We start from the raw sequence: 24,314 nt of genomic DNA, 5'->3' as shown, positions 1-24,314 counted from the left end.
GGTATTTTAAGAATGATAAAATACTTGACCAGAATACTTCTTTTATATGATAATGCATTTGCTAAACCCTTGGTATTTAGTGTATTACTTGTTTTTAGCTTTAACTTAACTTTTGCTGAAGATTTAGGTTGGGATTATGTACCTTCTAAAATTGGAGCTCGCTACACATATACAATTAAGATTAAATCAGGTAATACTAACTCTAATTCTAAGCTAGTCAAATATATTGTTAACTGTAAAGATAATCAAAAAGACTGTATACAAGAAGTAAAATTAAGTAATAATAAAAATAACATCCTCTATTCTTCATCAGAATTAACACCAACAAATAAAGGTGTTAATTCTATTGAAAATACTTCAAATTCTAGCTTTAAATATAGTGATGGAATTTACCTACCTAAAAAAATAGTTTTTGATAAACCTATAAAAAGTGAATCAAATATAAAGACCGTAAAAGGCAATATTATCAAATATAAAGAAATAGATAGTTATAGTAAAATTAAATCTATAAAACTCAATAGTAATATATATAAAAGTTGCATAATTGAAAATGTGTCATCGTCATCCAGTAATGGAATTAAAACCTCGTCAAAAACTACTTATTGTAAGAATATTGGATTAATTAAAACTAATAATACGGCGTACTTTAAAGATGGTGCTAAGGCTGAATCAACAACCAAGTTAATTAAAATAGATTACCCTTTCTCAAAATAAAACATCTAACTAATTTTTTCTTTTTCAAAGAACTGTCCTAAATCTAGGTCAAAATCTCTGCTAAACTTTTCAAAATCATCTTCAGATATCTTTATATCTAGCAAATAATTACCTTGCTCAGAAATATCTTCATTATCAACAACACCAAGCTCATACATCATAGCTCTAACTTTTGAATATTTAGGTGGTAACTCTAAAGTGCCATTTACCCATGACTTATTAAAAAATGTAGCTAATGCTTCATAGAATTCATCTATACCTTGACCTGTCTGCGCAGATAGATAAACTCTAGCTACTACACTACTTTCAGAATCATCTAATTGGGTAAAACTTGGAGTGATATCATCCAGCTTATCAATTTTGTTATATACACAGATCATCTCTTTGTCTGCTATGCCAATCTCTTTTAGCACTGTTTCGACTTGCTCAATATAACTTTTATAATCTTCATCAGCATAATCAATAACATGAACTAAAAGATCAGACTCTATAGCTTCCTCTAAAGTTGCATGAAATGCCTCAACTAAATCATGTGGCAAGTTTTTGATAAAGCCCACTGTATCAGAAAATATAACTTCTCCTAATTTAGGTACTATTACCTTACGCAACGTGGGATCAAGTGTTGCAAAAAGTTGATCTTTTGCTAAAACCTGAGCATCTGTAATTTTATTAAATAATGTAGATTTACCAGCATTTGTATATCCCACAAATGAAATAGTTGGAATATTATTTTTCTTACGTGAAGATCTACTTAGATCTCGATGATGTTTTACCTTATCAAGTTTTTGCGTAATTTGCTTGATTCTCTGTCTAATTAAACGCCTATCTATTTCTAATTGAGTCTCACCTGGACCACCTCTTACACCGATACCACCTTTTTGTCTCTCTAAGTGAGTCCAACCTTTTACAAGACGTGTTGATTGGTAATTTAGCTGAGCAAGCTCAACTTGAAGCTTACCTTCGTGTGTTTTAGCCCGTAATGAAAATATCTCTAGAATCAATCTGGTTCTATCCATAATTTTACATTCAAGCAACTTCTCTATGTTACGCTCTTGAGATGGACTTAAAGGGTGATTAAAAACTACTAAATCTGCTTTTATTTCATCACTTTTATTCTTTATCATCTCCATCTTACCCATACCACAGAAGTATTTGATATCAGGTTCTGGATGATTAAAATCAAGACTTTCTAAAACTACCTTATCAGCAGCTAAAACTAAGCCTTCAAGCTCAGCTAAATCTGCATTAAGTTCACGATGATATTTAAAATTTATATTTACAAGTAGGCATTTGCTACCTGCTTCATAAGATTGGAAAAATTCCATTTAGTCTAATCTGCTCCTAATAAATAATTAGTTAACCCAAAAGAGACATAAAACTCTTAATCATAGATCCTACAATCAAAGTAATAGGATAACAAAAGCGGTTTCCGAAATATATTTAAGTTAACTATAAATATGTTTGAAATAAGTATATCAGCTAATTATCTCCACGTCAGGAGATGATACATATAATATAAGAGATATTTGAAAATTTTATCTAAGAAATGAGTGGTTCACTTAAATAAGTCAACTTGAAAATATAAGAGCTATTATTCGTTAGAATTACCTTCATTCTCTTGAGCTTCAAGATCATCAGAATGAACATCTGCAACATTCTCATCTTGCTCTTCATTTGAATTTTGGTGATATGGGTTAAAAGAGCTATAAACCATTCTTACACTTTTAGCTGGTACGATAGTTGAAATAGCATGCTTATAAACCATTTGATTTACAGTATTTCTAAGTACGATACAGAATTGGTCAAAAGCTTCTACTTGACCTTGTAGTTTGATTCCATTTACAAGATAAACTGATACGCTTACTTTCTCTTTTCTTAAAGCATTTAAAAATGGGTCTTGTAAAGATGATATTCTAGACATTGTTTCACTTCCTTTTAATTATTTTGTTATAGTTATTATTTTATCAAGTTTAACAATTAAACTTCGCGGTATATTCTAACAATATTTAAACTTATCAGCAAATTTTATTTTAGACCAAAATATATATTTAAACTTTAAAAACCAAAGTATGCTAGAGCTAACTCTAATTTCTCTTGCTCCATATCTATTATTTCAATCTCACTCTGCCAGTTACGAATCCAAGTAAGCTGACGTTTTGCAAGTTGGCGTGTTGCTACGATTCCTTTTTTAACAAACTCATCATAGCTAATATCACCATCTAAATACTCCCAAGCTTGGCGATACCCTACACTTCGAATAGCTGTAGTATTCTTTGTCAGTTTTGGATTTTTTCTAAGCTCTTGAACTTCATCTAAAAAACCATGATCTAACATCTGCTTAAACCTAATCTCAATATTTTCATGAAGTATTGATCTATCATTTGGAACTAAAGCACAAAGTTTTAATTTTTCTTCTAAACCACCAACTTTTGAAGTTTTAACAAGCTCAGAGTATTTCTGACCACTTATCATAATCACTTCTAAAGCTCGAAAGATCCTTTGTTGATCATTTTGATTTATTTTTTGTGCGGATTCGAGATCCATTTTTTTTAGCTGCTGATGAAGATACTGTAGCCCTTTAGATTTTTTCTCTAATTCTAGAGTTTGCCTTATATCAGGATTACTCTCTGGCAGACTTGATAGTCCTTCAATTAGCCCTTTAAAGTAAAGCATAGTCCCACCAACTAGTAAAACTTCTTTACCTCTAGACCATATTTCTTTTTTAAGCTTATTAACGCTTGATATAAAGTCTGCAACAGAGAAATTGTCCATAGGCTCTATAATATCTATAAGATGATGTTTTATACCTGCTTGCTCTTCTAATGTCGGCTTAGCAGTACCGATATCCATTCCTTTATAAACAAGCGAAGAATCAACACTTATTATTTCAGCGTTAATCTTTTTAGCAACAGATATTGAAAGAGATGTTTTGCCAGAAGCTGTTGGTCCAGCTATCGCATAAATTGATTTATTCATTTAGATATTTTTATAATTAACTTTAACAGGGATATCTTTTCTAAGAGCTTGTAAATAAAAGTTTAACTCTTCTTGCTTATAAGTATTAGTTACTTGGCTAGGAATACCATTTTTCTTATCTGTTTTAGCTGGCTCAACTTTTGTGACTTTATAAATATAGGTATCATTATTATTATCCTGATAAAGATGATACTCACTATTATTGTTAAAGAGAACATCATTAGTAAATCCTTCAGAAAAGTTTTTTGCTTTAGACTCACTAGATATAGTAGCTTTACTAAATGATTCATTCACATTTTTACCACTCTCAAGATTACTTAATAGCTTTTGTGACTTTTGCGTAGCTAATTCTTGAGACTTTTGTTCTATATATGCTTTTGTAATAGTGCTTTTGACTTGATCAAGTTTTTGCTGTGTTGCAGATGTTGAACTATCTACCTGATATACAAGAATTTTGCCACTAGAAACAGGTAAGCTATAGTATTTAGTATTATTTATAAAGAATAAGCTATTTTTAATTCCATCTAATAAAGAGTCAGCATTATTACTAATATTTGCTACTTTTGCTTTACCTAATTTAGTTTCTAGTTTACCAAACTTAATACTATCAATATTTTGGGAATAAGAATTAAACTGCTCTAATGCTTTTCTATTTTGAATAATTTTAGCTATAGTCTTTTTAGTTTTATCATCAAACTTTGTAAATAAATCTTGATGAGTATTAAAATAATTCTTCAATGCATCATCACTAACTTTATTTTTAGAAATAAAGTTGTCTTTTGCAATTATGAAATAACTAATTTTTTTACTCGCAGGAGTAACATATTCAGCTTTATGCTGAAGATAATAGTTTTCTAATTCCTTATTAGTTGGTTTAACCTGTGACTTTAAAGAACTAGACTGAATCTTAATATATTTTATTTGCTTGTCTACAGAATAAATACTTGATAATGATTTATTCTCATAATCAGTTATAAATGAAGTTTGAGTTATTGTTTGAGGAATCGTACTAGCTAGTATATTTTGTGATAATAGCTGCTCTAGTTTATCCATACCTCCAAGATATCCAACAACCTGCTTTAACTTATCACTAGAAAACTTACCATCTTTACCAAAGAACATTGGATTATTAAAAATAGCTGACTGTAATGCTAACTTAGATACTGCGATATTTTTTTGTGCAGCTGTTAGTATTAAATACTGATTTATCATTTGTGATAAAACTTGGATTTTTTGCTCTTTAGTTTTAGCATTTTGGGAATATTGCTGAAACTGCTGAGAGCTTATCTCATTATCACCAACTTTTGCCACATAAGCACGACTTCCTCCTCCTAGATTAGTAAAAAAGAAAGTCATACCTGAAATCACAAATATAAAACTTATAGAAATAACTACGATCCAAGTAAATGGTCCTTTTAGTCTATCATTAAAAGACTGCAACATTTTTTCAACCTTAAATTAATAACTCTTTTTAAATTTATAAATATTATAGATAAAAAAAAGGCATACTGTTAAGCATGCCCTTTAAAAAAAACTAATTTTTTAAAAGTTTTTTTATTTTACTGCATCTTTAAGACCTTTACCAGCTTTGAAGCTTGGAACCTTAGAAGCAGCGATTTGGATTGTTTCTCCTGTCTTAGGATTTCTACCTTCTCTAGCACTTCTTTCTTTAACTTGGAAAGTACCAAATCCTACAAGTGTTACGCTATCGCCTTTCTTAAGAGCTTTAGTAATCGCTTCAATAGTAGCGTCTAAAGTACTCCCAGCAACTTCTTTAGTAACATCCGCTTCTTTAGCTATAGCACTTACTAGTTCACTTTTGTTCATCTTTAAAACTCCTTTTGTTTATAAATCGATATATTACCAATTAACTTTATAACACTAAAAATATATGGTTTCAACACAAAAATACTAAAAAACCTTTTCTAGGACCTCTTTTATGTTATTTACAGGGGTTATTTCGAGTTTTTCTGTAATTTCTTTATCAACATCTGCTAAATTCTTAACATTCTGTTTAGGTATCAAAACCTCTTTAATTCCACCTCTTAAAGCAGCCAAAAGCTTCTCTTTTAAACCGCCAATTGGTAATACATCACCTCGTAAAGTTACCTCACCAGTCATTGCTATATCATTTCTTACAGGTTTATCTGTATAAACAGAAACTAACGCTGTAGTCATTGCAATACCAGCACTTGGTCCATCTTTAGGAGTTGCACCTTCTGGAACATGAATGTGAATATCTTTCTTCTCATAAAAATCATCAGCAAGCTTATAATCTTTAGAGATTGAACGCATCACACTAAATGCCGCATCAATAGATTCTTTCATTACATCACCTAGACTACCTGTATATTTAACCTTACCTTTACCAGGCATAGCTAGAGCCTCAATGGTAAGAAGCTCACCACCTACAGATGTCCAAGCAAGACCTGTAACTTGACCTACTTTTGCCTTAGCATTTTTAACACCGTAATCAAACTGATGAACACCTAGATATTCTTCAAGATTCTTTTGTGTTATAGAAATCTTGCCATGATCTGGATCTTTAAGTAGATTCTTAACAGCTTTGCGACAAATCCCATCTATCTTTTGCTGTAAATTTCTCACTCCAGCTTCTCTAGTATAGTATCTAACTACATCCAAAATAGCTTTTGGTGTAAAATTGATTTCTTTCTTAGTTAAACCATTATTATCTAAGGCTTTTGGTACAAGATATTGCTTAGCAATAGCTTGTTTTTCAAGCTCCGTATAACCAGATAAATTAATAATCTCTAATCTGTCTCTTAACGCAGGGTCAATATCTAAAGAATTAGCTGTTGCAACAAACATTACTTTTGATAAATCATAATCAATCTCAAGATAATGATCATTAAAAGTATTATTTTGCTCTGGATCTAACACCTCTAATAACGCTGCTGAAGGATCACCTCTAAAATCAGAAGAAACCTTATCAATCTCATCTAATAAGAAAAGAGGATTCTCTGTTTTAGATTTAATTATCTTTTGGATAATTTGTCCTGGCATAGAACCAATATAAGTACGACGATGACCTCTAATTTCAGATTCATCACGAACTCCGCCTAATGCCATACGCACATATTCACGACCAGTCGCTCTTGCTATAGAATGACCTATAGATGTTTTACCAACACCTGGAGGTCCTACTAGACATAAAATAGGAGCCTTTGTGTTGCTGTCTCTTTTGATCTGAACTGCCAAATGCTCAAGTATTCTTTCTTTTACTTTCTTAATACCATAATGATCTTTTTCTAATACTTTCTCAGCTAAGTTAATATCCTTTTTAACTTTTGCTCTTTTACCCCAAGGTAAAGAAAGAATAGTTTCGATATAATTTCTTGATACAGCTGATTCTGAAGAAGATGGAGGCATAGCTTTAAGCTTTTTAAGCTCCTTTAAGCACTTTTCTTTCGCCTCTTCAGACATCTTAGTATTTTCTATTCTCTTTTTAAGTGCAGAAACTTCAGACTCTTCGTCAGCTTCTCCAAGCTCTTTATAAATAGCCTTAACCTGCTCATTTAGATAATACTCACGTTGATTTTTATCAACTTGAGATTTAACCCTATCTTTAATCTTAGCTTCTAGCTCAAGTATTTCTAATTCTTCATAAAGACATGAAAGTAATAATAAAGCTTTTTTCTTTATATCTGATGCTTCAAGAATTTTTTGTTTTTTAACAATTTCTGTATTAAGAATTGTAGCAACCTCATAGATAAACTTATGTGGCTCTTCAGTATTTATTAAAGTAGCCAAAGTCTCCTTAGAAACCTTACCACTAATATCAACAAACCTTTTAAGTGAATCTGAAATAGATAGTAAAATAGCTTTTAGCTCTTTATCTATTTGATTAGGACTATAATTATCATCTATATGTAGATTATCCAGACTTGCATATATACAATCATTCTCTAGTGTGTATTTCGACACTAATCTTTTTGCAACACCCTCAACAATAACTTTCAAGCTTCCATCAGGAAGCTTCATAATTTGGACAATTTTAGCTAATGTAGCTATATCATAGATATTATCTACGACATCGCCAGCGCTAGCTCCATTTTTTTGAGTCGCTAATAGAATATAATTATTATAATTATTCGATGCCTGTTTAACTGCTTCTATCGACTTCTTGCGCCCAACATTAAGTGGGATAGTCATTGATGGATATATAACTACATCTCTAAGAGGGATAACAGGAACAACATTTAAGATTTCTGACATAAATTCACTATACTCCTGTAAATTGTTTTAGACTATATCTTTTAACTGCTTTTGCTCTTTATTTTTACTAACTAATACAGGATCTTGATGCTCTAATACAACTTTATCATTGATAATAATTTTCTCAACATCTTGAGATGATGGTATATGAAACATCAACTCAAGTAGAACATTCTCAAGAATAGTTCTAAGACCTCTTGCACCTGTCTTTTTAGCTATTGCTTTTTTAGCTATCTCTATAAGAGCTTCGTCTGTAAACTCTATTTCGACATCATCAAACTTAAATAACTTAATATACTGTTTGATAAGAGCATTTTTAGGTTCTTTTAGTATCTTAACTAAATCTTCTTCTTTTAGTTCATTTAAAACCGTAACTATTGGTAAACGCCCAATAAGCTCAGGAATAAGACCAAACCTAGTTAAATCTTCACTCTCAACTTTTTGCATTAGCTTTTCAGTATCAAGATTATCTTTCTGACGAATAACATCAGCATTAAAACCAATGCTTACTTTATCCATTCTATGTTTAACAACCTTTTCTATACCTGCAAAAGCACCACCACAAATAAATAATATATTTGAGGTATCAATCTGAATCATATCTTGATTAGGATGCTTTCTACCACCTTTTGGCGGGACAGAAGATACAGTTCCTTCAATAAGCTTTAATAATGCCTGTTGAACACCTTCTCCAGATACATCTCGGGTGATAGATGAGCTCTCAGATTTTCTTGCAATCTTATCTATCTCATCGATATAAATGATTCCTTTTTCTGCTTTAGCAACATCAAATTCAGCATTCTGCAATAATCGAACAATAATGTTTTCAACATCATCACCAACATAGCCTGCTTCTGTAAGAGTCGTTGCATCTGCAATAGCAAAAGGAACATTTAGCTGTTTTGCTAAAGTTTGAGCAAATAATGTTTTTCCTGAACCTGTTGGGCCAATTAATAAAACATTACTCTTTTTAAGTTCTGTATCATCATCTTCTGTGATATCAGATGTGATTCTTTTATAATGATTATAAACAGCTACAGACAATACTTTCTTAGCATTATCTTGACCAATAATATAATCATCAAGATAGTTTTTAATTTCTATAGGTTTTGGCAACTTATCAAAAGTGATATCTAATGTAGTATCAACACCGTTAGTGCTTTTAATTTTAGTTGCGCACTTACTGACACATTCATTACAAATATTACCATCTCTACCAGAGATGATACTTTTGACCTCTTGTTGTGACTTCCCACAGAAAGAACAATATAGAATTTTAGCCATTTTTAAAACTAGACTTCCTTTATTTATTTGATTATTGCATCACGAGATTCAATAACATGATCTATCAGACCATATTCTTTTGCTTCATTTGCCATCATAAAGTTATCTCTATCAGTATCTTTAACTATAGTTTCAAGATCTTGACCTGTATGATGAGCTAATACCTTATTTAATCTTTCTTTGATACGTAAGATATTTTTAGCATGAATTTCAATATCTGATGCTTGACCTCTAAAACCACCTAAAGGCTGATGAATCATAATCTGTGAACTTGGTAAGCTATATCTTTTACCTTTTGTACCACCAGCTAACAATAATGATCCCATACTAGCAGCTAAACCAATACAAATAGTATTAACATCTGGCTTAATAAACTGCATAGTATCATAGACACCCATACCAGCTGTAACCATACCTCCTGGAGAATTTATATAAAAATAAATATCTTTGTCAGGATCTTCAGATTCTAAAAATAAGAGCTGCGCAATCACTAGATTAGCTGAATGATCATTTACTTCACCATTTAAAAAAACTATACGCTCTTTTAGTAGTCTTGAGTAAATATCAAAAGCTCTTTCACCGCTAGCAGTTTTCTCAACAACTGTAGGAACTAAATTATTAGTTATCATTTATAACCTCTCTTTATAAGCTAGATTAGAATCCAGCTTGTTGAGCTTGCATATTTTCTTTTATAATTTCAAAAAAATCTTCTGCTTTTTCTGAAACCTGAGCTTGATTTAAAACCCAATCAGTTAGCTTGTTTTCAATAACTAAAGCTTTTAGATTAGCGATTTCTTTTTCATTTTTCTTGATTTGCTCTTTAGTTTTTTCTGGCTCTTCATAAGCTTGAACCATTTCATTTAATAAGCTATCAACTTCTTCTTCTGTTGCTTCAAAATTTTGAGATTTCATAACACTATCAAGAACTAAGCTAGTCTCAACTTTTTGTTTAGCATTATCTTCAAATAAGTTATCAGGCAATTGATTAACATCGAAGCCTTTCGCACCACCCATTTGTTGAACTAAATTTTGCTTCGCAGCATCAATTTCTCTTTTGATTAAAGATTTTGGAGTTTCAAACTCAGAAATTTCTCTTAAGCCTTTGAAAACTTGCTCTTTTACTTTTCTTTGTAAAATAAACTTAAGTTCACGTTGCATGTTTTCTTTAATCTCATCTTCAAAAGTATCTACGCCACCTTTTACACCAAACTTCTTAACGAACTCTTCGTCAACTTCTGGTAATTCAGCTTGTTGGATCTTCTTAACTGTAATATCAAAAGTAGCTTCTTGACCAGCAAGATCTTTGTTTTGATACTCTTCAGGGAATGTTACAGTAATAGTTTTTTGCTCATCTTTGTTCATACCTACAATGCCATCTTCAAAACCAGGGATCATTTGACCAGAACCAATCACAAGTTCTTGATCATTTGCAGAACCACCTTCGAAAACTTCACCATCTTTTTTACCTACAAAATCGATAACTACTTTATCATCTTTCTCAACAGCTCTTTCTACCTCTTTAAAAGTTGCTAACTGTTTTCTTAAGTTTTCGATCATTTGTTTAACTTCATCATCACCAAGATCAACTACTGGTTTTTGAACTTCAATTTTTTCAAATCCATTAACTTCAAACTCTGGGAAAAGCTCAAGATTTGCTACAAATTTAAGAGGCTGACCTTCTTGATTTTCTTTAAGATCAACTTCGATACCAGCAACAGCTAATTTCTCATCCTGAATAGCTTTTGAATATTTCTGAGGAATAAGATCAGAGATAACTTCCATACGGATTTGCTCACCATACTTCTTCTTAACCATACCAGCAGGTACTTTACCAGGTCTAAAACCATCCATTTTTATAGTTTTAGCAGTATTATTTACTCTTTTTGAAACTTCAGTATCTATTTCATTGGCTGGAACTTCAATTAGTAATGAGCAATGAATCCCTTCTTTCTTCTCTACAGTAACTTGCATTATTAAGTTTTCCTTTTATTTATTTAACAATTTTCTAATAGCAAATTTTAACTTTCATCTATCAGATTGTCTATATCTTTATTATCAAATATATGACAAGCCAACGCTTTTATTGTAAAATCTAGCTACTCTAATAAAACCACTATGACTATGGTAACCATTATTATAAGTATTTGTCTACTCATAACACCATTTATAATAGCTTTTTTGCATTCAAGTATTATTTACAACAAACACTACCCTAGCGTCTATGCAAACTACTTTATTGCAAGCAATATAAGTCTGATGACTCTTATAAATAGTTATGCTTATTTAGTATATGGAGACAGCATGAGTAAATTTCAAGGATGGATTTTCACTCCAGCTGTTTTTCAAATAGGAATTTTTCAATTATGCTTATTTATATTCTCTATTTTAGCACTATTTAAGAACCCTCAATTTAAAGCTGCATGTTTAATATTTTTTACTATTTATACAATATTAGACTCTCTGACATTATTTAGTGGCTCTACATATAACAACGCACTTGAAGCTATATTCTTCATAAATATAATTGCTGCTTTAATATCCTATATTTTATATAGATTTTTGAGTAAAATTAATAATAGGTAATTAAAATACATATTATCTATTTAATTTTATTCCATAATTAGTCCAGGAGAATAATCATGAGCTCTCAAAAAAAAACTTTAGTTATTATTGGGGCTGGCCATGCCGGCATATCAGCAGCACTATCAGCAGCTAAGCTAAGAAGTAGACTTAATAAAAAAGCAGAAATTGACATTATTGTAATAAGTCGTAATTCATATATGACAATACGGCCAAGAATGTATATTAAAGAACTTGAGGAAGCCACTATAAGAGTTAAGAACTTTTTAACTCCGATAAAAGTACGCTTTATTGAAGCTGAAGTTAGTAATATTGATAGTCAAAAGCAATCTATCACAATAAATGACTCACAAAAACAACAAAAAGAATTTCACTTTGATAGCCTAATACTCTGCGCTGGTAGTGAACTAGCTCAGCCAAGAATCAAAGGCATAGAAACTGTTTATAATATAGACACTTATAATGCAGCTCTACACTTTAGAAATGCTTTAACAGACTTCTTACTTAAAGCTGAGGCTACTAAATCTCAAAATAATAAAATTAAAGTAGCCGTTCTTGGCGGTGGAATCACAGGAATTGAACTTGCTTGTGAACTTCCAGTAACACTAAAAAAACTCACTTTTGAACTAGGGCTAGAGTCTACTTTTGACCTTGAAGTTTCAATAGTTGATCGTGGAGATGTTACTTGCTCACTAGGTAAGGACCCTCAAAAATATCTTGTAGATGCGTTTAATCTAGCTAATGTTAAGTGCTTAAATCATGCATCTATTACAGAAGCTACTCAAATTGAAGCTGATAAAGGATCGGTGACAATAAATGATGAGGCTCTTGAATTTAACTTTATTGTTTCTGCATTAGGCATGAAAGCAACTGATCTGAATAAACTATTACCTTACGATAAAGATCCAGCTGGTAGAATAAAAGTTAATCAATACTTACAAACACCAAATGAGAATATCTTTATAGCTGGTGATGCTGCAAATGTAAAAGTTGATGATGAACACTATGCTGTGATGTCATGTCAACAAGGTAGACCTCAAGGTAGACTTGCTGGACATAATGCAGTACATCATTTACTAGGAATCCCAGAAATGCAAGAGTACTATCAGCCAAACTATGTGACATGTGTTGATTTAGGTGATTATGGTGGACTATATACAGAAGGATGGGAGAGAAAAGTTAAAAAGTTTGGTATGGAAGCCAGAGAAATCAAGAAACATATCAACCTTGATAGAATATACCCCCCAAATAGAAGAGATGAAATAGGAATTTTTGAAGAAGCTGGTGAGCTTCAGTTTATAGCTCCCCATGAGTCTCATGAAATTGCTAAGAAGGCTAAATAGACATCAAAGATTTTTATTTTTTAAACTAATACTCCTCAGAATAGCGTATAAATTTATAATGAAAGTTATAATCAATCATGTAAAATATTGGAAAATAAAATTACTGACAATATCTAGACTTAATATCTTTGATAGCTTGAGCGTACATAGCGTCCATCTCAGCTCTAGAGCCTACACCTCCACCAATCTCATAAAGCTTACCATCACCTACACCATAGATAGCAGCATGCACTGTAAATTCTAAGCCTTTCTTAGACCAAGCATCACTTACCACAGTAGTTTTACAAAGGTTTAAAGCCTGATGAAGTGCATTAAGCTCACACATCATATCAACCTTTTTCTTTGTATACTCTTCTTCGTTATCTTTTAGGTAAGCTAGAGTTTCTTCAACAAATTTCTTATTCTGCTCTTTTATTTCACGAATAGAAGTTAGCCAGTTATCAATTAGACCATAACTTTTATCTCTAACAACTGTTTCAACACCACCACAAGCATAATGCCCACATACAATAATTTTCTTAACCCTTAGAACCTCAATAGCAAACTGCAGTACTGATAAACAATTTAAGTCAGTAAGAGAAACTACATTTGCAATATTGCGATGAACAAATACTTCACCAGGGATTAGACCACAAACCTGGTTCGCAGGCACGCGACTATCTGAACAACCTATCCAAAGATATTCTGGAGACTGTCCCTTTGATAATGTTTCAAAAAAACCTGGATTAGTCTTTTCGATCTCTTGCGCCCACTCTCTATTACCTTTTATTAACTCAGCTATATCACTCATATTTTCTCCTTAGATTATCTGAATATCTTTTCATATATTATACTTCATATACTATATTAGAATATTTTAATGAACAAGTTTTTATTAGCTAATCTAATTAGATTGTCACTTCACCTTGTAAAGAAATATTAAAAGCATCTTTAATTTGCTGTTGAGAAATACCTGGTTGACTAAGTAAATAAAAAAGCTTCCCTAATGCAGCCTCATCTGTCATATCATAACCTGATACAACACCCGCATCGACTAATCCTCGAGCTGTTTTATAAGTATGCATTTTTACACTACCATACATACATTGAGTACAGTTAACTATCACTACGCCTCTTTTATCAGCTTTTGCTAACGTCTTATGAATATTAGGATCATCCATCATATTACCTGAGCCATAAGTTTTTAAAATCAAACCTTGTAGTGGTGGTTCAAGTACAGCCTCTAATATATCATTATCCATACCTGGAAAAACACTTAAAATTGCTATTTTAGGTACCCCAAAAGTTTCTAATGTCGGTAGCTCATAATTATCAGATCTCTGCCATAGTCTTCTTTTTTTAATATCAATATCAATCCCTACTTTTGCTAGAGTAGGATAATTCGGAGAATCAAAAGCTTCAAAATCTGTAGCTGATATTTTAGTAGTTCGATTACCACGCATAAGCCTTTGACTAAAATATACACAAACCTCTTTTATGTCATCACTACATGCGAATATTAAGCTATTTAAAATATTTGATATTGCATCAGATCTTATCTTTGAGATAGGAATTTGTGAACCTGTTACAATTACAGGTTTCTGAATTTCACCAAGCATAAAAGATAGTACTGACGCTGTATAAGATAATGTATCTGTACCATGTAAAATTACAAAACCATCATAATCTTCATAGTTTTTTATTACATCCAAAGCTAGAGATACCCACCTTTTAGGGTTAATATTTGATGAATCTATTAAGTTTGTATACTCCTTGATTTTAAACTCAGGCATATTGTACTCATAAAAATCACGAATACCTTCAACCGTTTTTGTCAAATATCCTGGTTCAACATCGTACCCTTGCTCTGTACTAATCATACCAATAGTACCACCAGTATATAAAACTAGAATCTTCTTATGGCTAAAGTTTTCCATTTTTACCCTTCTCCATTAGTTCTGCTATAGCCTTATTTGCAAGTTCATCTGCTTTTTCATTACCTTGATTTCCACTATGACCTTTAACCCAACTCCATGTAATATTATGAATCTGACTTAAACTATCAAGCTCTTGCCATAAGTCTTTATTTTTTACTTCTTTTTTAGCTGCTGTCTTCCAACCATTAGCTTTCCAATTTGCTAACCATTGGTTAATCCCATTTTGTAAATATTTAGAATCAGTAAAAATAGTAATATCACATTTTCTTTTTAGGGTCTCTAGTGTTCTAATAGCAGCCAAAAGCTCCATTCTATTATTAGTAGTTTCTTTTTCAGCACCATATATTTCTTTTTCTACACCATTATAACTAAGTATAGCTCCCCAACCACCTATACCAGGATTACCTTTACAAGCTCCATCAGTATAAGCTATAACATTATTTTTTCTTGTGAATATCCCCATATATCTCCTTCACGCAGTTACCACTGTATACTCGTTTCTTTTTCGATTCAGTTACTAAATCAGATACTTTGAGACCGTCAACTATAAAATAATTATCTTTTTTAAAAATCACAACGAAATTTTTACTTACTATACGTTTAAATAGATCAATAAAGATATTTCCTGTTGGATTTATTAATTGAATTTTCTTACTAACAAACCCATTTGCTAAAAACTTTGATAGTAGTTTATATAGTCTAATATCTCCTGTACATGAAACTATAACTTCACCATCATCAGCTAAACAAAAGTGTAATTGTTGCAGTAAAGATCTCATCTGTTTTGAACAAGATAAAAAGCTTTGATCTAAAATTATTAAATCAAAAAACTTATGCTCAAATGGCCATGCCTCTACATCAAAAACACAACCTTTCTGATGCTCTGATTTTAAATACCCTGAACAAACAACTTTTTTTAAAACATTTATTCTATCAAGATAATCATGATCCTTATTTGTGATAATAAGAGCCTTCTTATACCATCTTTTTGCAAGATATCCCGTTATAATTCGCTCTTTCACATTCATAAGTTTATTGACCCACTAAAGTTCTCATTCTATCAAAATAATCTGGACAAGTCTTACTAACAGCTTCTGCATTACTTATAACAACACCATCATTTCTTAACCCTAAAAGAGCTAATGACATAGCAATTCTATGATCATTAAAACTATCAACTTCTGCTGACTGAAACTTGCTTCTAGATGGTGATATTAAAATGCTATCTTGAGTTGTTTCAACATGCATACCAAGTTTCGTAAGTCCTTCTGCCATAGCATATACCCTATCAGACTCTTGACCGCGAGTGTGGCTAAGCCCTGAAATATAAGTATCTGAATCTGCAAAGCAAGCTATTGCAGCTAAAGTCATAAATGTATCTGAGAAATTACGCATATTAACATTTATCCCTTTTAATTTCTGAGCCCCTGTAACTTCCACACCATCATCATAATACTTAACGTCACAGCCAATCATCTCAAGCACATCTAAAAACTTGATATCCCCTTGCTTAGATTCTTTAGTTACATTCATTACTTTTATCGTAGATCCTGTAATGGCAGCAAATGCCCAAAAGTATGAAGCCGTTGACACATCTGGCTCAACCACATATCTTCCTGGTGATGTATACTTAGATTTCTTAGCTTTATAAATATTATTTTCAATATCTACATCAACACCAAACTCTGCCATAACTTTTGCTGTCATATCTAAATATGGTTGCTTATGGTCTGTAATTGAGTTTAAAACTAAACCCTGTTGCATAAATGGTGCTGCCATAAGCAGACCTGATGCGAACTGCGAACTTTTTTTACCATCAACCTCAATATTTCCACCTGCCAAAGAATCTGCATTAATAGTCATAGGCATTGCATGAACTTTTTCATGATACTGAGCCTTCATTCCTAAATTCTCCAGCGGCTTTAATTGATCTGCTAAAGGTCTTTCCATCATTCTTTGTTTAGCATAAACATAGTAATAAGCAGATCCTTGTACAACACACATAGGAATTATAAATCTCGTCAACGTACCAGACTCATTACAAAATATCTTTGCTTTTTTATTTTGAAACTCTCCGTTACAACCACTAATACTTAAAGTTTTACTATCTTGATTATGTTTAATATCACAACCTAGCTCTTTTAAAGCTGCAACACACGCCAAAACATCTGCACTGTTTGGTAAATTCTCAAATCTAGTTTCTCCATTTGCCATAGCCGCAATAATTAAAGATCTATTTGAGATACTTTTAGAACCATCTAGATAGACATTTTGCTTTACCTTTGTTTCAATTTTAGGTATAAAATTTTTCATTAGTTTTTTAATAAAGAATTAAATATATATCGAATATATTACCATAATCGAATTAGTTTTTATTCCTCATAATATGCTCTTATTAAATTTGTTTGTTTAGAAAGGTAAATTTAAATTTAAAACTTATTATTTATTATTATTTCAAACGAGGAATTAAACTAACTCTATAAGCATACATCTATATGCTCAAAAAAATAAAATATTGATCTTTAATACAAAAGAATTCAAACTTAAACAAATAGTTTTTTAAAAATATGATTCTATGTCAAAGAAAAATTGTGAATGTTGTTTTATGCCTTTATCAAAAGATAAAATAGATAATGGATCAAATATTTATTGCAGTAAATGTTTTCAAAACAACCAATTAAAAGCTGAAAATATGTCTTTAAAAGAGTTTCAAAGGTATGCTTACAATCAAATGCAGAATGATGGTAAAAATAAAATGGCAAGCTATATTTTCTCCTGGATGATAAAATTTGCACCCTATTGGAAAACGCGAAAATAAAATATTAAGCTAACTTCTATTTTTTATAGCTTTTTTTAGCTTAGCTAATGCTTCTTCTTCTATTTGTCTAACCCTCTCAGCTGAGATTTTATACTTTGCTGCTAAATCCTGTAAAGTTGCTTTTTTCTCAAGTAGATATCGAGACATAATGATATCTTTTGTACGCGTATCAAAACCACTCAAAACATCCTTCACAACAGTTTTAAAATTATCATAATAATCTTGTTGTACTACCTGATGCTCAACATTTGATGATTTATCTTCTAAATATAAACTCTGCTGAGCAGACTGCTCAGCATCATCATCTTTATATGGAAGATCAAGACTTGCATCACCCTGACACATTCTTTTTTCCATCTCAATAACAGTTTCTTCTTTGACATTAAGCTCTTCAGCTAACTGTTTAATCTCATCAGAGTTCAACCAACCAATCTTACCTTTGGAGCTTCGAAGATTAAAAAAAAGTTTTCTTTGAGCTTTTGTTGTAGCTACTTTTACGATTTTCCAGTTCTTTAAAACATAATCATGCATCTCTGCTTTAATCCAGTGAACAGCAAAAGATACTAACCTAACTCCTTGCTCTGGATCAAACTTACTCACAGCTTTCATTAAGCCAATATTACCTTCTTGGATGAGATCTGCTATCGATAAACCATAACCTGAAAAGTTTTTAGCAATTTTAGTTACAAATCTTAAGTGAGATAAAACTAACTGCTGTGCGGCCTCTAAATCTTTTTTATATTTGTAGCGCTTTGCTAGCTCTTGTTCTTCTTCTAGAGATAAAATAGGTAGACTATTGACAAAATTAAGATAAGAATTGATATTATTATCAGATACAACAGGTAAGGTTTTTGGTTTTGTAGCTGGCAATAATTTCTTTTTAGACATATAGTTCCTACTAGATTTTAATCTACTGATAGTAATAAGCCTTACTTAGTTGATTAATCTGTACTTGCTGTTTTTGTAATACAGTAGCAAATTCTTTTTGCATTTGCATCATCATTGCATGTAGTTGTGCTATTTTCTGATCTTGCACTGCAGTATATTCCACTAATTTTTTTATAGTATCTTTATTCTGCATATAACTAGCATATTTTTGCTGAGCTTGCTTAAGTTGATCTAAACTTACCCAACCAGTACTTCCATTAGCTTTATTAACAACTTCACACCAACCAGTATTCTTACAATAAAAAACATTGTAACTATCTTGGTTTTTAAATGTAATATGTCCGATAATTTTTGACGAAGTATCTTCATTTGTGTAAATAGCGACAAGCTTATGATGAGCTTTATCTTTTGTACGATTACTTGACTGCTCTTGCTTTGTAGTACTAACAGGCTTGTCACTAGACATAGCTAATCCTAAACTTGCCCCAAATATCAATAGGCTAATTGTTAAAATGATTTTTTTCATTGTTCATCCTCTTTCAAGTGTCTTAAATTCATTATACACTATCTAATTGCTATAAATTATTAACAAATATTAAAGTATAGGAATATCTTCTTTATTTACTTGCTTAGGTAGAAGTGACTCTCTATTTAAACCTAAGGCAACAGCAACAACACCTGCTACATAAATAGATGAATAAGTACCTACTACGATACCCAGAATTAAGGCTAAAGAAAAATTGTGCACAGAACTTCCACCAAATAAGAACAATACAATAACTACAAGCATTGTTAAACCTGACGTTAGTATAGTTCTTGAAAGTGTATCGTTAATACTTCTATTAACAACTTCTGTAACACTAGCATTACGCATTTTTCTAAAGTTCTCACGCACTCTGTCATAAATTACAACAGTATCATTTAATGAGTAACCAATTACAGCTAAAACTGCTGCTAAAACAGTCAAGTCAAACTCTAACTGAAAAGCTGAAAAGATACCTAATATAACAATAGGATCATGTAATAACGCAATACAAGCACTTATACCAAATTTCATTTCAAATCTAGCACTTATATAAATTAAAATACATACCAAAGCAATAATTATTGCTAATACACCATTACTTGCTAACTGTTTACCCACTTGAGGACCGATATAGTTAATGCTTTCTACCTTGGCTCCCAAAGTAGTTTCTACTTCTTTTTGTAGCTGCTGTTGAGCATCTTCAAGATTTTTAGACTTAGAGTTAACTTCATCTGGAGCAAACTTAATCAAATAGTTATCATTATCTCCAAAAGTAGTTATAGTTGTATGCTTAAAGCCGACCTTTTCTAGCTTCTTAGACATCATTTCAGAACTTAGCATCTTTGAAGTCTGTAGCTGAACCTGATAACCACCAGTAAAATCTAAACCAAGATTTAGACCTTTAGTAAATATAAAAAACAAAGAGATAATAATCATAAGCACTGAAAAAGCAGTTGTATACTTTTTAATACCTAAGAAATCAATCTGAGTCTTTTGTTTAAAAAATTCCATTATAAACCCAACCTAAAATTATATTCCAATAGAGATTTTTTCTAGTTTCTTTTTCTTTCCATAGACAAAATTAGTCATAGCTCTAGAAACAGTAACCGAAGTAAACATAGATGTAACAATACCAATCATCAATGTAATAGCAAATCCTTTAACGGCGCCTGTCCCGATAAAGAAAAGAATAACCGCAACAATTAAAGTCGTAATATTAGAATCAACAATTGTTGTAAATGCTTTCTCATAACCTATATGAATTGCACTTTGACGTGGCATACCTGCACGAATCTCTTCTCTAATTCTCTCAAAAATTAGCACGTTTCCATCGATTGACATGCCAAGGTTAAGAACAATACCTGCAATACCTGGCAAAGTTAAAGTTGCCCCTGGTATAATTGACATAACTGCTACAATTAATACAAGGTTCATAATCAATGCAATATTTGCAATAACACCAAAGACTCGATAATAGATTAGTATAAAGATAATAACTGCTAAAAGAGCTACAACTATAGATAGCATACCTTTTTCAATATTAGCTTTACCTAAGCTTGGTCCTATTTGTGATTCTTGAACAATATGTACAGGGACTTGTAATGAACCAGACTTAATCATCAAAGCAAGATTGTTTGCTTCTTTTTGACTCAAACCTGTAATCTGGAAATGTGAACCAAGTGCAGATTGAATAGTAGCTACATTTATTAACTTTTCAGTTTTATTAACTACATTTTTCTCTTTACCATCTTTATCTTTAACTTTCTCATAAGTTGTATTTACAAGCATCACACCCATAGGATTACCAACATTTTTGCCAGTAATCTTTCTAAAGTGAGTCGCTGCTGATCTACTTAACTCAACCATAACAATCGGCGTACCAGTTTGGCGATCTACTGATGGACTTGCACCAATAATATCAGCACCACCTGCTACTGGAGCACCTTTTAAACTATAGTAACTTTGATAGCCTCTAGAGTTGTCTAAAGAGTAAACCTTATAACCCTGCTCTTCTGTAGCTAACCTATCTGTAACAGGGTTAACTAAATAAAAACTCGCTGTAGATGTTCCACCTAAAATTTGCTTAGCTTGAGTAGCATCTTGCATTCCAGGGATTTCAATAACTACACGACTCTCACCAGCCTGAGCAACTGAAGCTTCTGCTACACCTAAAGCATTAATACGATTACGCATTACTGTTACAACTTGAGATATAGCCCCTTGTTTTAATTGCATAATTTTAGCGCTATTGTAAGTTACAAATACAGTCTTACCTTTAGTTGTACTTGTTATATTAGGATCTTGAGTCTTTTTAAACTTAGAGTTTAAATATTGATTAAGCTTAGCAACATCTGCTGAACTATCTAATGTAATAGATACATAGCCATTAGCAACATAATCTTGTGGAGCTTTAACACTTGATTTTTCATCTGCTTTAGTTGAGCTAGAAACACCTATATTATTATCCTTAGCTGATGCCAAAATCACATTTAATGCGTTATCTAATTGAGCATTTATAGCTGTTTTTGTATCAGCTTCTAACATCAAATACATTCCACCACGCAGATCTAGCCCTAGATTCATAGGGTTAGCACCTAACGCTGAAAGCCAGCTTGGTGAATTAGAAAGCATATTCATCGCAATAATATAATTATTACTTAAGCTTTCTTTTAATATTTTTTTTGCTTTAAGTTGCTCTTCTACATCTTTAAATGTAATTGAAACATTATCTTTATTATTAGTTATTTGTGCCTTTTCATAAGCAACTTTATTTTTATCTAAAGCATTTTCAACTTTAACTAATAATTGAGTACTAATATCACCATCTTTTTGAGATATTTGTAAAGCTGGGCTTTTACCAAAGATATTAGGTATAGCATAAAATAATGCTAATGCTAAAATTAAGATTATTAAAAGATTTTTCCATAAAGGAAATTGATTTATAGGAAGATTCTTATTATTACTCATTGAAAAATCCTTTGTGTAAAAAAGAAAAAAGTTAAAAGATTTCTAGAATGGCTAACTAAGCCTTAGTAGCACCTTTTGGTAAAATATTTGCTACTGCACTTCTTTGAATTTTTACAGTAACATTTTCTGCTACTTCTAGATCTACAAATGTATCATCGATTTTAGCTATTCTTCCTATCATGCCACCATTTGTTACAACTTCATCACCTTTAGCTAATTCAGATAGCATCTTACGTAAATCTTTGCTCTTTTTTTGTTGCGGTCTAATAAGCAAAAACCAAAATATTGCAAAAAACACTACTAACATTAAGATTGAGCTTAATGGACTACCTGCAGACGCTTCACTACCTGCTGCAAAAGAACTTGAGGTAAATAACACAACAGCTGCTAACGATAATAATATTTTTTTCATTTTTTCTCCTGGAAGATTTAAGTTTTATTTTTTAAACAGATGAATTCTACATTAGTAGTAGCCTATTATCAATGGATATTTTTTTGCTAAAACATCAGGTGACTATAATGTAAAATATCTTTATTCTATAGCAAAACTCTTAATGACTTTACCCAGTATTTAAAACTACAAGGAGTATTCTTTTGCAAAATTTAAAACTCAGAAACTATATATCTTATGGAATGGGGGATATTTTTGGAGGTGGTGCTTTTGCTATCATAGGCACATTTTTTATGATTTTTCTAACAAATAATGTCGGCTTATCTCCAGTGTTGGCTGGACTTTTATTTGGTTTAGGAAGATTTTGGATGGCTATTACAGATCCATTTTTTGGTAACTTATCAGACAGAACAAACACTCGTTTTGGTAGAAGACGTGTTTTCTTTCTCATAGGTATAATACCTATAATAATCACATTTATCCCTATGTGGATGACACCGCTAAAAGTAGGTGTAAATGGTATCACTGACACACAAGCATTTATATACTACTTAATAATGTACTGCATATTTGATGTAGTATATTCTATGGTCATTACACCATATTCTGCATTAGTTGCAGATATGACTCATAAGTATAAAGAGCGTGTTCGACTATCTGCTTTTAGAATGGGTTTCTCGCAATTCTCATCAATACTTGCAACATCTGTAGCTCCAATAATTCTAGCAGCATATACATATAGTGACAAAGCTTATGTCGTTATGGCTACAGTATTCTCAATACTATATGCAGTAGTTTGGATTGTAGTATTCTTAGGAACTAAAGAAATAACCTCCAGCACTAAAGAGACAAAAAAAGAAAAAGAATCTTTCATATCAAAGCTAACTGCTCTACTATCCTCATTTGCATCTGCATTTAAAAACAAGTCTTTTCGTGCACAGTTAGGATTATATTTAGCTGCATTTACTGCTTTAGACTTTCTAATGACACTAAGTGTATACTTTATTAAAATATATCTTGAAAGTCCTCAACTAGTATCTTATATAAGCACTATGTGGATTGCTCAAATCTGTGTTTTACCAATATATGTTTTTATTGCCAATAAATTTAGTAAAGCAACCAGTTATCGTATTGGAGCTACAATTTGGGTTTTATCGATGCTAGGATTGCTAATGCTAAACCAAACAAATGCATCTGCCTTAACTGTTTCTGTAGGATTTATCTTAATAGGAGTTGGGCTTTCACCATGTTATATGATACCTATGGCAATGCTTAGTTTTGTTACAGAAGTAGATGTATTACTTAGTAAGCAAAGAAGAACTGGTGTTTACGCTGGGGCAATGTCTTCAGCTCGTAAAGTATCTCAAGGGCTTATTATTTTACCACTGATAGGCCTTATACTGCAACTAATTGGTTATGATCCACACTTAGCTCACCAATCAGCAGGCACCCTTTCTTCATTGAGATACGTATTTATATTTATACCTACAGTACTAATACTTATTGGTATATATTTCTCAACAAGATTCAAGATAACACCTAAAAACTTTGAAATAATCAAAGGTGAAATTTCTAGATTAGAAAATGGTGGTCCTAAAGATGAAGTAAACCAAGATGTCAAAGTTATCTGTGAAAACTTGACAGGCTCAAAATACGAAAACTTATATAAATAGGA

General features: G+C 31.6%; 24 protein-coding genes. 5 read left to right on the top strand and 19 right to left on the bottom strand.

The window, feature by feature from the left end; genetic code table 11:
- Nucleotides 1-714, top strand: a 714-nt coding sequence (locus tag F3D62_RS08115) for a hypothetical protein (RefSeq protein WP_224732660.1), incomplete at its 5' end; no start/stop codon positions are given.
- 5 nt (nucleotides 715-719) lie between these two features.
- On the opposite strand, the gene hflX is transcribed toward F3D62_RS08115, so the two are convergent.
- The 9 genes from hflX to tig form a co-directional block, all read right to left on the bottom strand.
- Nucleotides 720-2,039 (bottom strand): ribosome rescue GTPase HflX, encoded by a 1,320-nt coding sequence (hflX, locus tag F3D62_RS08110; RefSeq protein ID WP_150467751.1) that lies wholly within the window; start codon nucleotides 2,037-2,039, stop codon nucleotides 720-722.
- 266 nt (nucleotides 2,040-2,305) lie between these two features.
- On the bottom strand, nucleotides 2,306-2,635 hold the full coding sequence (hfq, locus tag F3D62_RS08105; RefSeq protein ID WP_150467750.1) for an RNA chaperone Hfq: 330 nt from the start codon (nucleotides 2,633-2,635) through the stop codon (nucleotides 2,306-2,308).
- Between the two features lie 134 nt (nucleotides 2,636-2,769).
- On the bottom strand, nucleotides 2,770-3,690 hold the full coding sequence (gene miaA / locus F3D62_RS08100) for a tRNA (adenosine(37)-N6)-dimethylallyltransferase MiaA (protein ID WP_150467749.1): 921 nt from the start codon (nucleotides 3,688-3,690) through the stop codon (nucleotides 2,770-2,772).
- Nucleotides 3,691-5,133: a SurA N-terminal domain-containing protein gene (locus tag F3D62_RS08095; RefSeq protein WP_150467748.1), complete on the bottom strand. Its 1,443-nt coding sequence runs from the start codon at nucleotides 5,131-5,133 to the stop codon at nucleotides 3,691-3,693.
- Between the two features lie 111 nt (nucleotides 5,134-5,244).
- A complete protein-coding gene (locus F3D62_RS08090; RefSeq protein ID WP_150467747.1) occupies nucleotides 5,245-5,517 on the bottom strand; it encodes an HU family DNA-binding protein in 273 nt (90 codons plus the stop codon).
- 84 nt (nucleotides 5,518-5,601) lie between these two features.
- Nucleotides 5,602-7,926 carry an endopeptidase La gene (lon, locus tag F3D62_RS08085; protein WP_150467746.1) on the bottom strand — a complete coding sequence of 775 codons (2,325 nt, stop codon included), beginning with the start codon at nucleotides 7,924-7,926 and terminating at the stop codon, nucleotides 5,602-5,604.
- Between the two features lie 27 nt (nucleotides 7,927-7,953).
- Complete coding sequence (clpX, locus tag F3D62_RS08080) at nucleotides 7,954-9,210, bottom strand: ATP-dependent Clp protease ATP-binding subunit ClpX (protein ID WP_150467745.1); 1,257 nt, start codon at nucleotides 9,208-9,210, stop codon at nucleotides 7,954-7,956.
- 23 nt (nucleotides 9,211-9,233) lie between these two features.
- Nucleotides 9,234-9,839: an ATP-dependent Clp endopeptidase proteolytic subunit ClpP gene (gene clpP, locus F3D62_RS08075; protein ID WP_150467744.1), complete on the bottom strand. Its 606-nt coding sequence runs from the start codon at nucleotides 9,837-9,839 to the stop codon at nucleotides 9,234-9,236.
- Between the two features lie 25 nt (nucleotides 9,840-9,864).
- Nucleotides 9,865-11,181: a trigger factor gene (tig, locus tag F3D62_RS08070; protein ID WP_150467743.1), complete on the bottom strand. Its 1,317-nt coding sequence runs from the start codon at nucleotides 11,179-11,181 to the stop codon at nucleotides 9,865-9,867.
- A gap of 150 nt (nucleotides 11,182-11,331) precedes the next feature.
- On the opposite strand from tig, the gene F3D62_RS13145 reads away from it, so the two are divergent.
- Together F3D62_RS13145 and F3D62_RS08060 are read left to right on the top strand one after the other, a co-directional pair.
- The gene (locus F3D62_RS13145) at nucleotides 11,332-11,793 is read left to right on the top strand and encodes a DUF6790 family protein (protein WP_150467756.1); all 462 of its coding nucleotides are present in this window, start codon (nucleotides 11,332-11,334) and stop codon (nucleotides 11,791-11,793) included.
- Nucleotides 11,794-11,849: 56 nt separating this feature from the next.
- Nucleotides 11,850-13,133, top strand: coding sequence for an NAD(P)/FAD-dependent oxidoreductase (locus F3D62_RS08060; protein WP_150467742.1), 1,284 nt, complete (start codon nucleotides 11,850-11,852; stop codon nucleotides 13,131-13,133).
- Nucleotides 13,134-13,233: 100 nt separating this feature from the next.
- Here the strand turns inward: F3D62_RS08060 and F3D62_RS08055 are convergent, their stop codons facing one another.
- The 5 genes from F3D62_RS08055 to aroA form a co-directional block, all read right to left on the bottom strand.
- On the bottom strand, nucleotides 13,234-13,923 hold the full coding sequence (locus F3D62_RS08055) for a carbonic anhydrase (protein WP_150467741.1): 690 nt from the start codon (nucleotides 13,921-13,923) through the stop codon (nucleotides 13,234-13,236).
- A 97-nt stretch (nucleotides 13,924-14,020) separates the two neighbouring features.
- A complete protein-coding gene (gene ansA / locus F3D62_RS08050; RefSeq protein WP_150467740.1) occupies nucleotides 14,021-15,049 on the bottom strand; it encodes an asparaginase in 1,029 nt (342 codons plus the stop codon).
- Nucleotides 15,036-15,512, bottom strand: coding sequence for a ribonuclease HI (gene rnhA / locus F3D62_RS08045; protein WP_150467739.1), 477 nt, complete (start codon nucleotides 15,510-15,512; stop codon nucleotides 15,036-15,038). Before rnhA ends, ansA begins: the two co-directional genes overlap by 14 nt.
- Complete coding sequence (locus F3D62_RS08040) at nucleotides 15,487-16,077, bottom strand: class I SAM-dependent methyltransferase (protein ID WP_150467738.1); 591 nt, start codon at nucleotides 16,075-16,077, stop codon at nucleotides 15,487-15,489. Before F3D62_RS08040 ends, rnhA begins: the two co-directional genes overlap by 26 nt.
- A gap of 4 nt (nucleotides 16,078-16,081) precedes the next feature.
- The gene (gene aroA, locus F3D62_RS08035; protein WP_150467737.1) at nucleotides 16,082-17,362 is read right to left on the bottom strand and encodes a 3-phosphoshikimate 1-carboxyvinyltransferase; all 1,281 of its coding nucleotides are present in this window, start codon (nucleotides 17,360-17,362) and stop codon (nucleotides 16,082-16,084) included.
- 262 nt (nucleotides 17,363-17,624) lie between these two features.
- Here aroA and F3D62_RS08030 point away from each other — a divergent pair, with 262 nt between their 5' ends.
- Nucleotides 17,625-17,867 carry a zinc ribbon domain-containing protein gene (locus tag F3D62_RS08030; RefSeq protein WP_150467736.1) on the top strand — a complete coding sequence of 81 codons (243 nt, stop codon included), beginning with the start codon at nucleotides 17,625-17,627 and terminating at the stop codon, nucleotides 17,865-17,867.
- Between the two features lie 9 nt (nucleotides 17,868-17,876).
- Here F3D62_RS08030 and rpoH read toward each other — a convergent pair whose 3' ends face one another.
- The 5 genes from rpoH to yajC all read right to left on the bottom strand — a co-directional run bounded on the left by rpoH (nucleotide 17,877) and on the right by yajC (nucleotide 22,660).
- Complete coding sequence (gene rpoH, locus F3D62_RS08025) at nucleotides 17,877-18,755, bottom strand: RNA polymerase sigma factor RpoH (RefSeq protein WP_150467735.1); 879 nt, start codon at nucleotides 18,753-18,755, stop codon at nucleotides 17,877-17,879.
- Nucleotides 18,756-18,777: 22 nt separating this feature from the next.
- Nucleotides 18,778-19,281: an SH3 domain-containing protein gene (locus F3D62_RS08020; RefSeq protein ID WP_150467734.1), complete on the bottom strand. Its 504-nt coding sequence runs from the start codon at nucleotides 19,279-19,281 to the stop codon at nucleotides 18,778-18,780.
- Between the two features lie 69 nt (nucleotides 19,282-19,350).
- Nucleotides 19,351-20,292 carry a protein translocase subunit SecF gene (gene secF, locus F3D62_RS08015; protein WP_150467733.1) on the bottom strand — a complete coding sequence of 314 codons (942 nt, stop codon included), beginning with the start codon at nucleotides 20,290-20,292 and terminating at the stop codon, nucleotides 19,351-19,353.
- A gap of 18 nt (nucleotides 20,293-20,310) precedes the next feature.
- Nucleotides 20,311-22,248 carry a protein translocase subunit SecD gene (gene secD, locus F3D62_RS08010; protein ID WP_150467732.1) on the bottom strand — a complete coding sequence of 646 codons (1,938 nt, stop codon included), beginning with the start codon at nucleotides 22,246-22,248 and terminating at the stop codon, nucleotides 20,311-20,313.
- Between the two features lie 55 nt (nucleotides 22,249-22,303).
- Nucleotides 22,304-22,660 (bottom strand): preprotein translocase subunit YajC, encoded by a 357-nt coding sequence (gene yajC / locus F3D62_RS08005; protein WP_150467731.1) that lies wholly within the window; start codon nucleotides 22,658-22,660, stop codon nucleotides 22,304-22,306.
- A gap of 182 nt (nucleotides 22,661-22,842) precedes the next feature.
- Between yajC and F3D62_RS08000 the strand changes: the two genes are divergently transcribed.
- Nucleotides 22,843-24,312 (top strand): MFS transporter, encoded by a 1,470-nt coding sequence (locus F3D62_RS08000; RefSeq protein WP_150467730.1) that lies wholly within the window; start codon nucleotides 22,843-22,845, stop codon nucleotides 24,310-24,312.
- The last annotated feature ends 2 nt before the right edge of the window (nucleotides 24,313-24,314 follow it).

Source organism: Francisella sp. SYW-9 (assembly GCF_008711465.1).
Lineage (GTDB): Bacteria > Pseudomonadota > Gammaproteobacteria > Francisellales > Francisellaceae > Francisella.
This window is presented reverse-complemented; position numbering and strand designations above follow the sequence as displayed.

Bases quoted from the DNA above. Each gene is read 5' to 3' on its own strand.
- hflX (WP_150467751.1), bottom strand. From the start codon at position 2,039: ATGGAATTTTTCCAATCTTATGAAGCAGGTAGCAAATGCCTACTTGTA.
- hfq (WP_150467750.1), bottom strand. From the start codon at position 2,635: ATGTCTAGAATATCATCTTTACAAGACCCATTTTTAAATGCTTTAAGA.
- miaA (WP_150467749.1), bottom strand. From the start codon at position 3,690: ATGAATAAATCAATTTATGCGATAGCTGGACCAACAGCTTCTGGCAAA.
- F3D62_RS08095 (WP_150467748.1), bottom strand. From the start codon at position 5,133: ATGTTGCAGTCTTTTAATGATAGACTAAAAGGACCATTTACTTGGATC.
- F3D62_RS08090 (WP_150467747.1), bottom strand. From the start codon at position 5,517: ATGAACAAAAGTGAACTAGTAAGTGCTATAGCTAAAGAAGCGGATGTT.
- lon (WP_150467746.1), bottom strand. From the start codon at position 7,926: ATGTCAGAAATCTTAAATGTTGTTCCTGTTATCCCTCTTAGAGATGTA.
- clpX (WP_150467745.1), bottom strand. From the start codon at position 9,210: ATGGCTAAAATTCTATATTGTTCTTTCTGTGGGAAGTCACAACAAGAG.
- clpP (WP_150467744.1), bottom strand. From the start codon at position 9,839: ATGATAACTAATAATTTAGTTCCTACAGTTGTTGAGAAAACTGCTAGC.
- tig (WP_150467743.1), bottom strand. From the start codon at position 11,181: ATGCAAGTTACTGTAGAGAAGAAAGAAGGGATTCATTGCTCATTACTA.
- F3D62_RS13145 (WP_150467756.1), top strand. From the start codon at position 11,332: ATGGTAACCATTATTATAAGTATTTGTCTACTCATAACACCATTTATA.
- F3D62_RS08060 (WP_150467742.1), top strand. From the start codon at position 11,850: ATGAGCTCTCAAAAAAAAACTTTAGTTATTATTGGGGCTGGCCATGCC.
- F3D62_RS08055 (WP_150467741.1), bottom strand. From the start codon at position 13,923: ATGAGTGATATAGCTGAGTTAATAAAAGGTAATAGAGAGTGGGCGCAA.
- ansA (WP_150467740.1), bottom strand. From the start codon at position 15,049: ATGGAAAACTTTAGCCATAAGAAGATTCTAGTTTTATATACTGGTGGT.
- rnhA (WP_150467739.1), bottom strand. From the start codon at position 15,512: ATGGGGATATTCACAAGAAAAAATAATGTTATAGCTTATACTGATGGA.
- F3D62_RS08040 (WP_150467738.1), bottom strand. From the start codon at position 16,077: ATGAATGTGAAAGAGCGAATTATAACGGGATATCTTGCAAAAAGATGG.
- aroA (WP_150467737.1), bottom strand. From the start codon at position 17,362: ATGAAAAATTTTATACCTAAAATTGAAACAAAGGTAAAGCAAAATGTC.
- F3D62_RS08030 (WP_150467736.1), top strand. From the start codon at position 17,625: ATGTCAAAGAAAAATTGTGAATGTTGTTTTATGCCTTTATCAAAAGAT.
- rpoH (WP_150467735.1), bottom strand. From the start codon at position 18,755: ATGTCTAAAAAGAAATTATTGCCAGCTACAAAACCAAAAACCTTACCT.
- F3D62_RS08020 (WP_150467734.1), bottom strand. From the start codon at position 19,281: ATGAAAAAAATCATTTTAACAATTAGCCTATTGATATTTGGGGCAAGT.
- secF (WP_150467733.1), bottom strand. From the start codon at position 20,292: ATGGAATTTTTTAAACAAAAGACTCAGATTGATTTCTTAGGTATTAAA.
- secD (WP_150467732.1), bottom strand. From the start codon at position 22,248: ATGAGTAATAATAAGAATCTTCCTATAAATCAATTTCCTTTATGGAAA.
- yajC (WP_150467731.1), bottom strand. From the start codon at position 22,660: ATGAAAAAAATATTATTATCGTTAGCAGCTGTTGTGTTATTTACCTCA.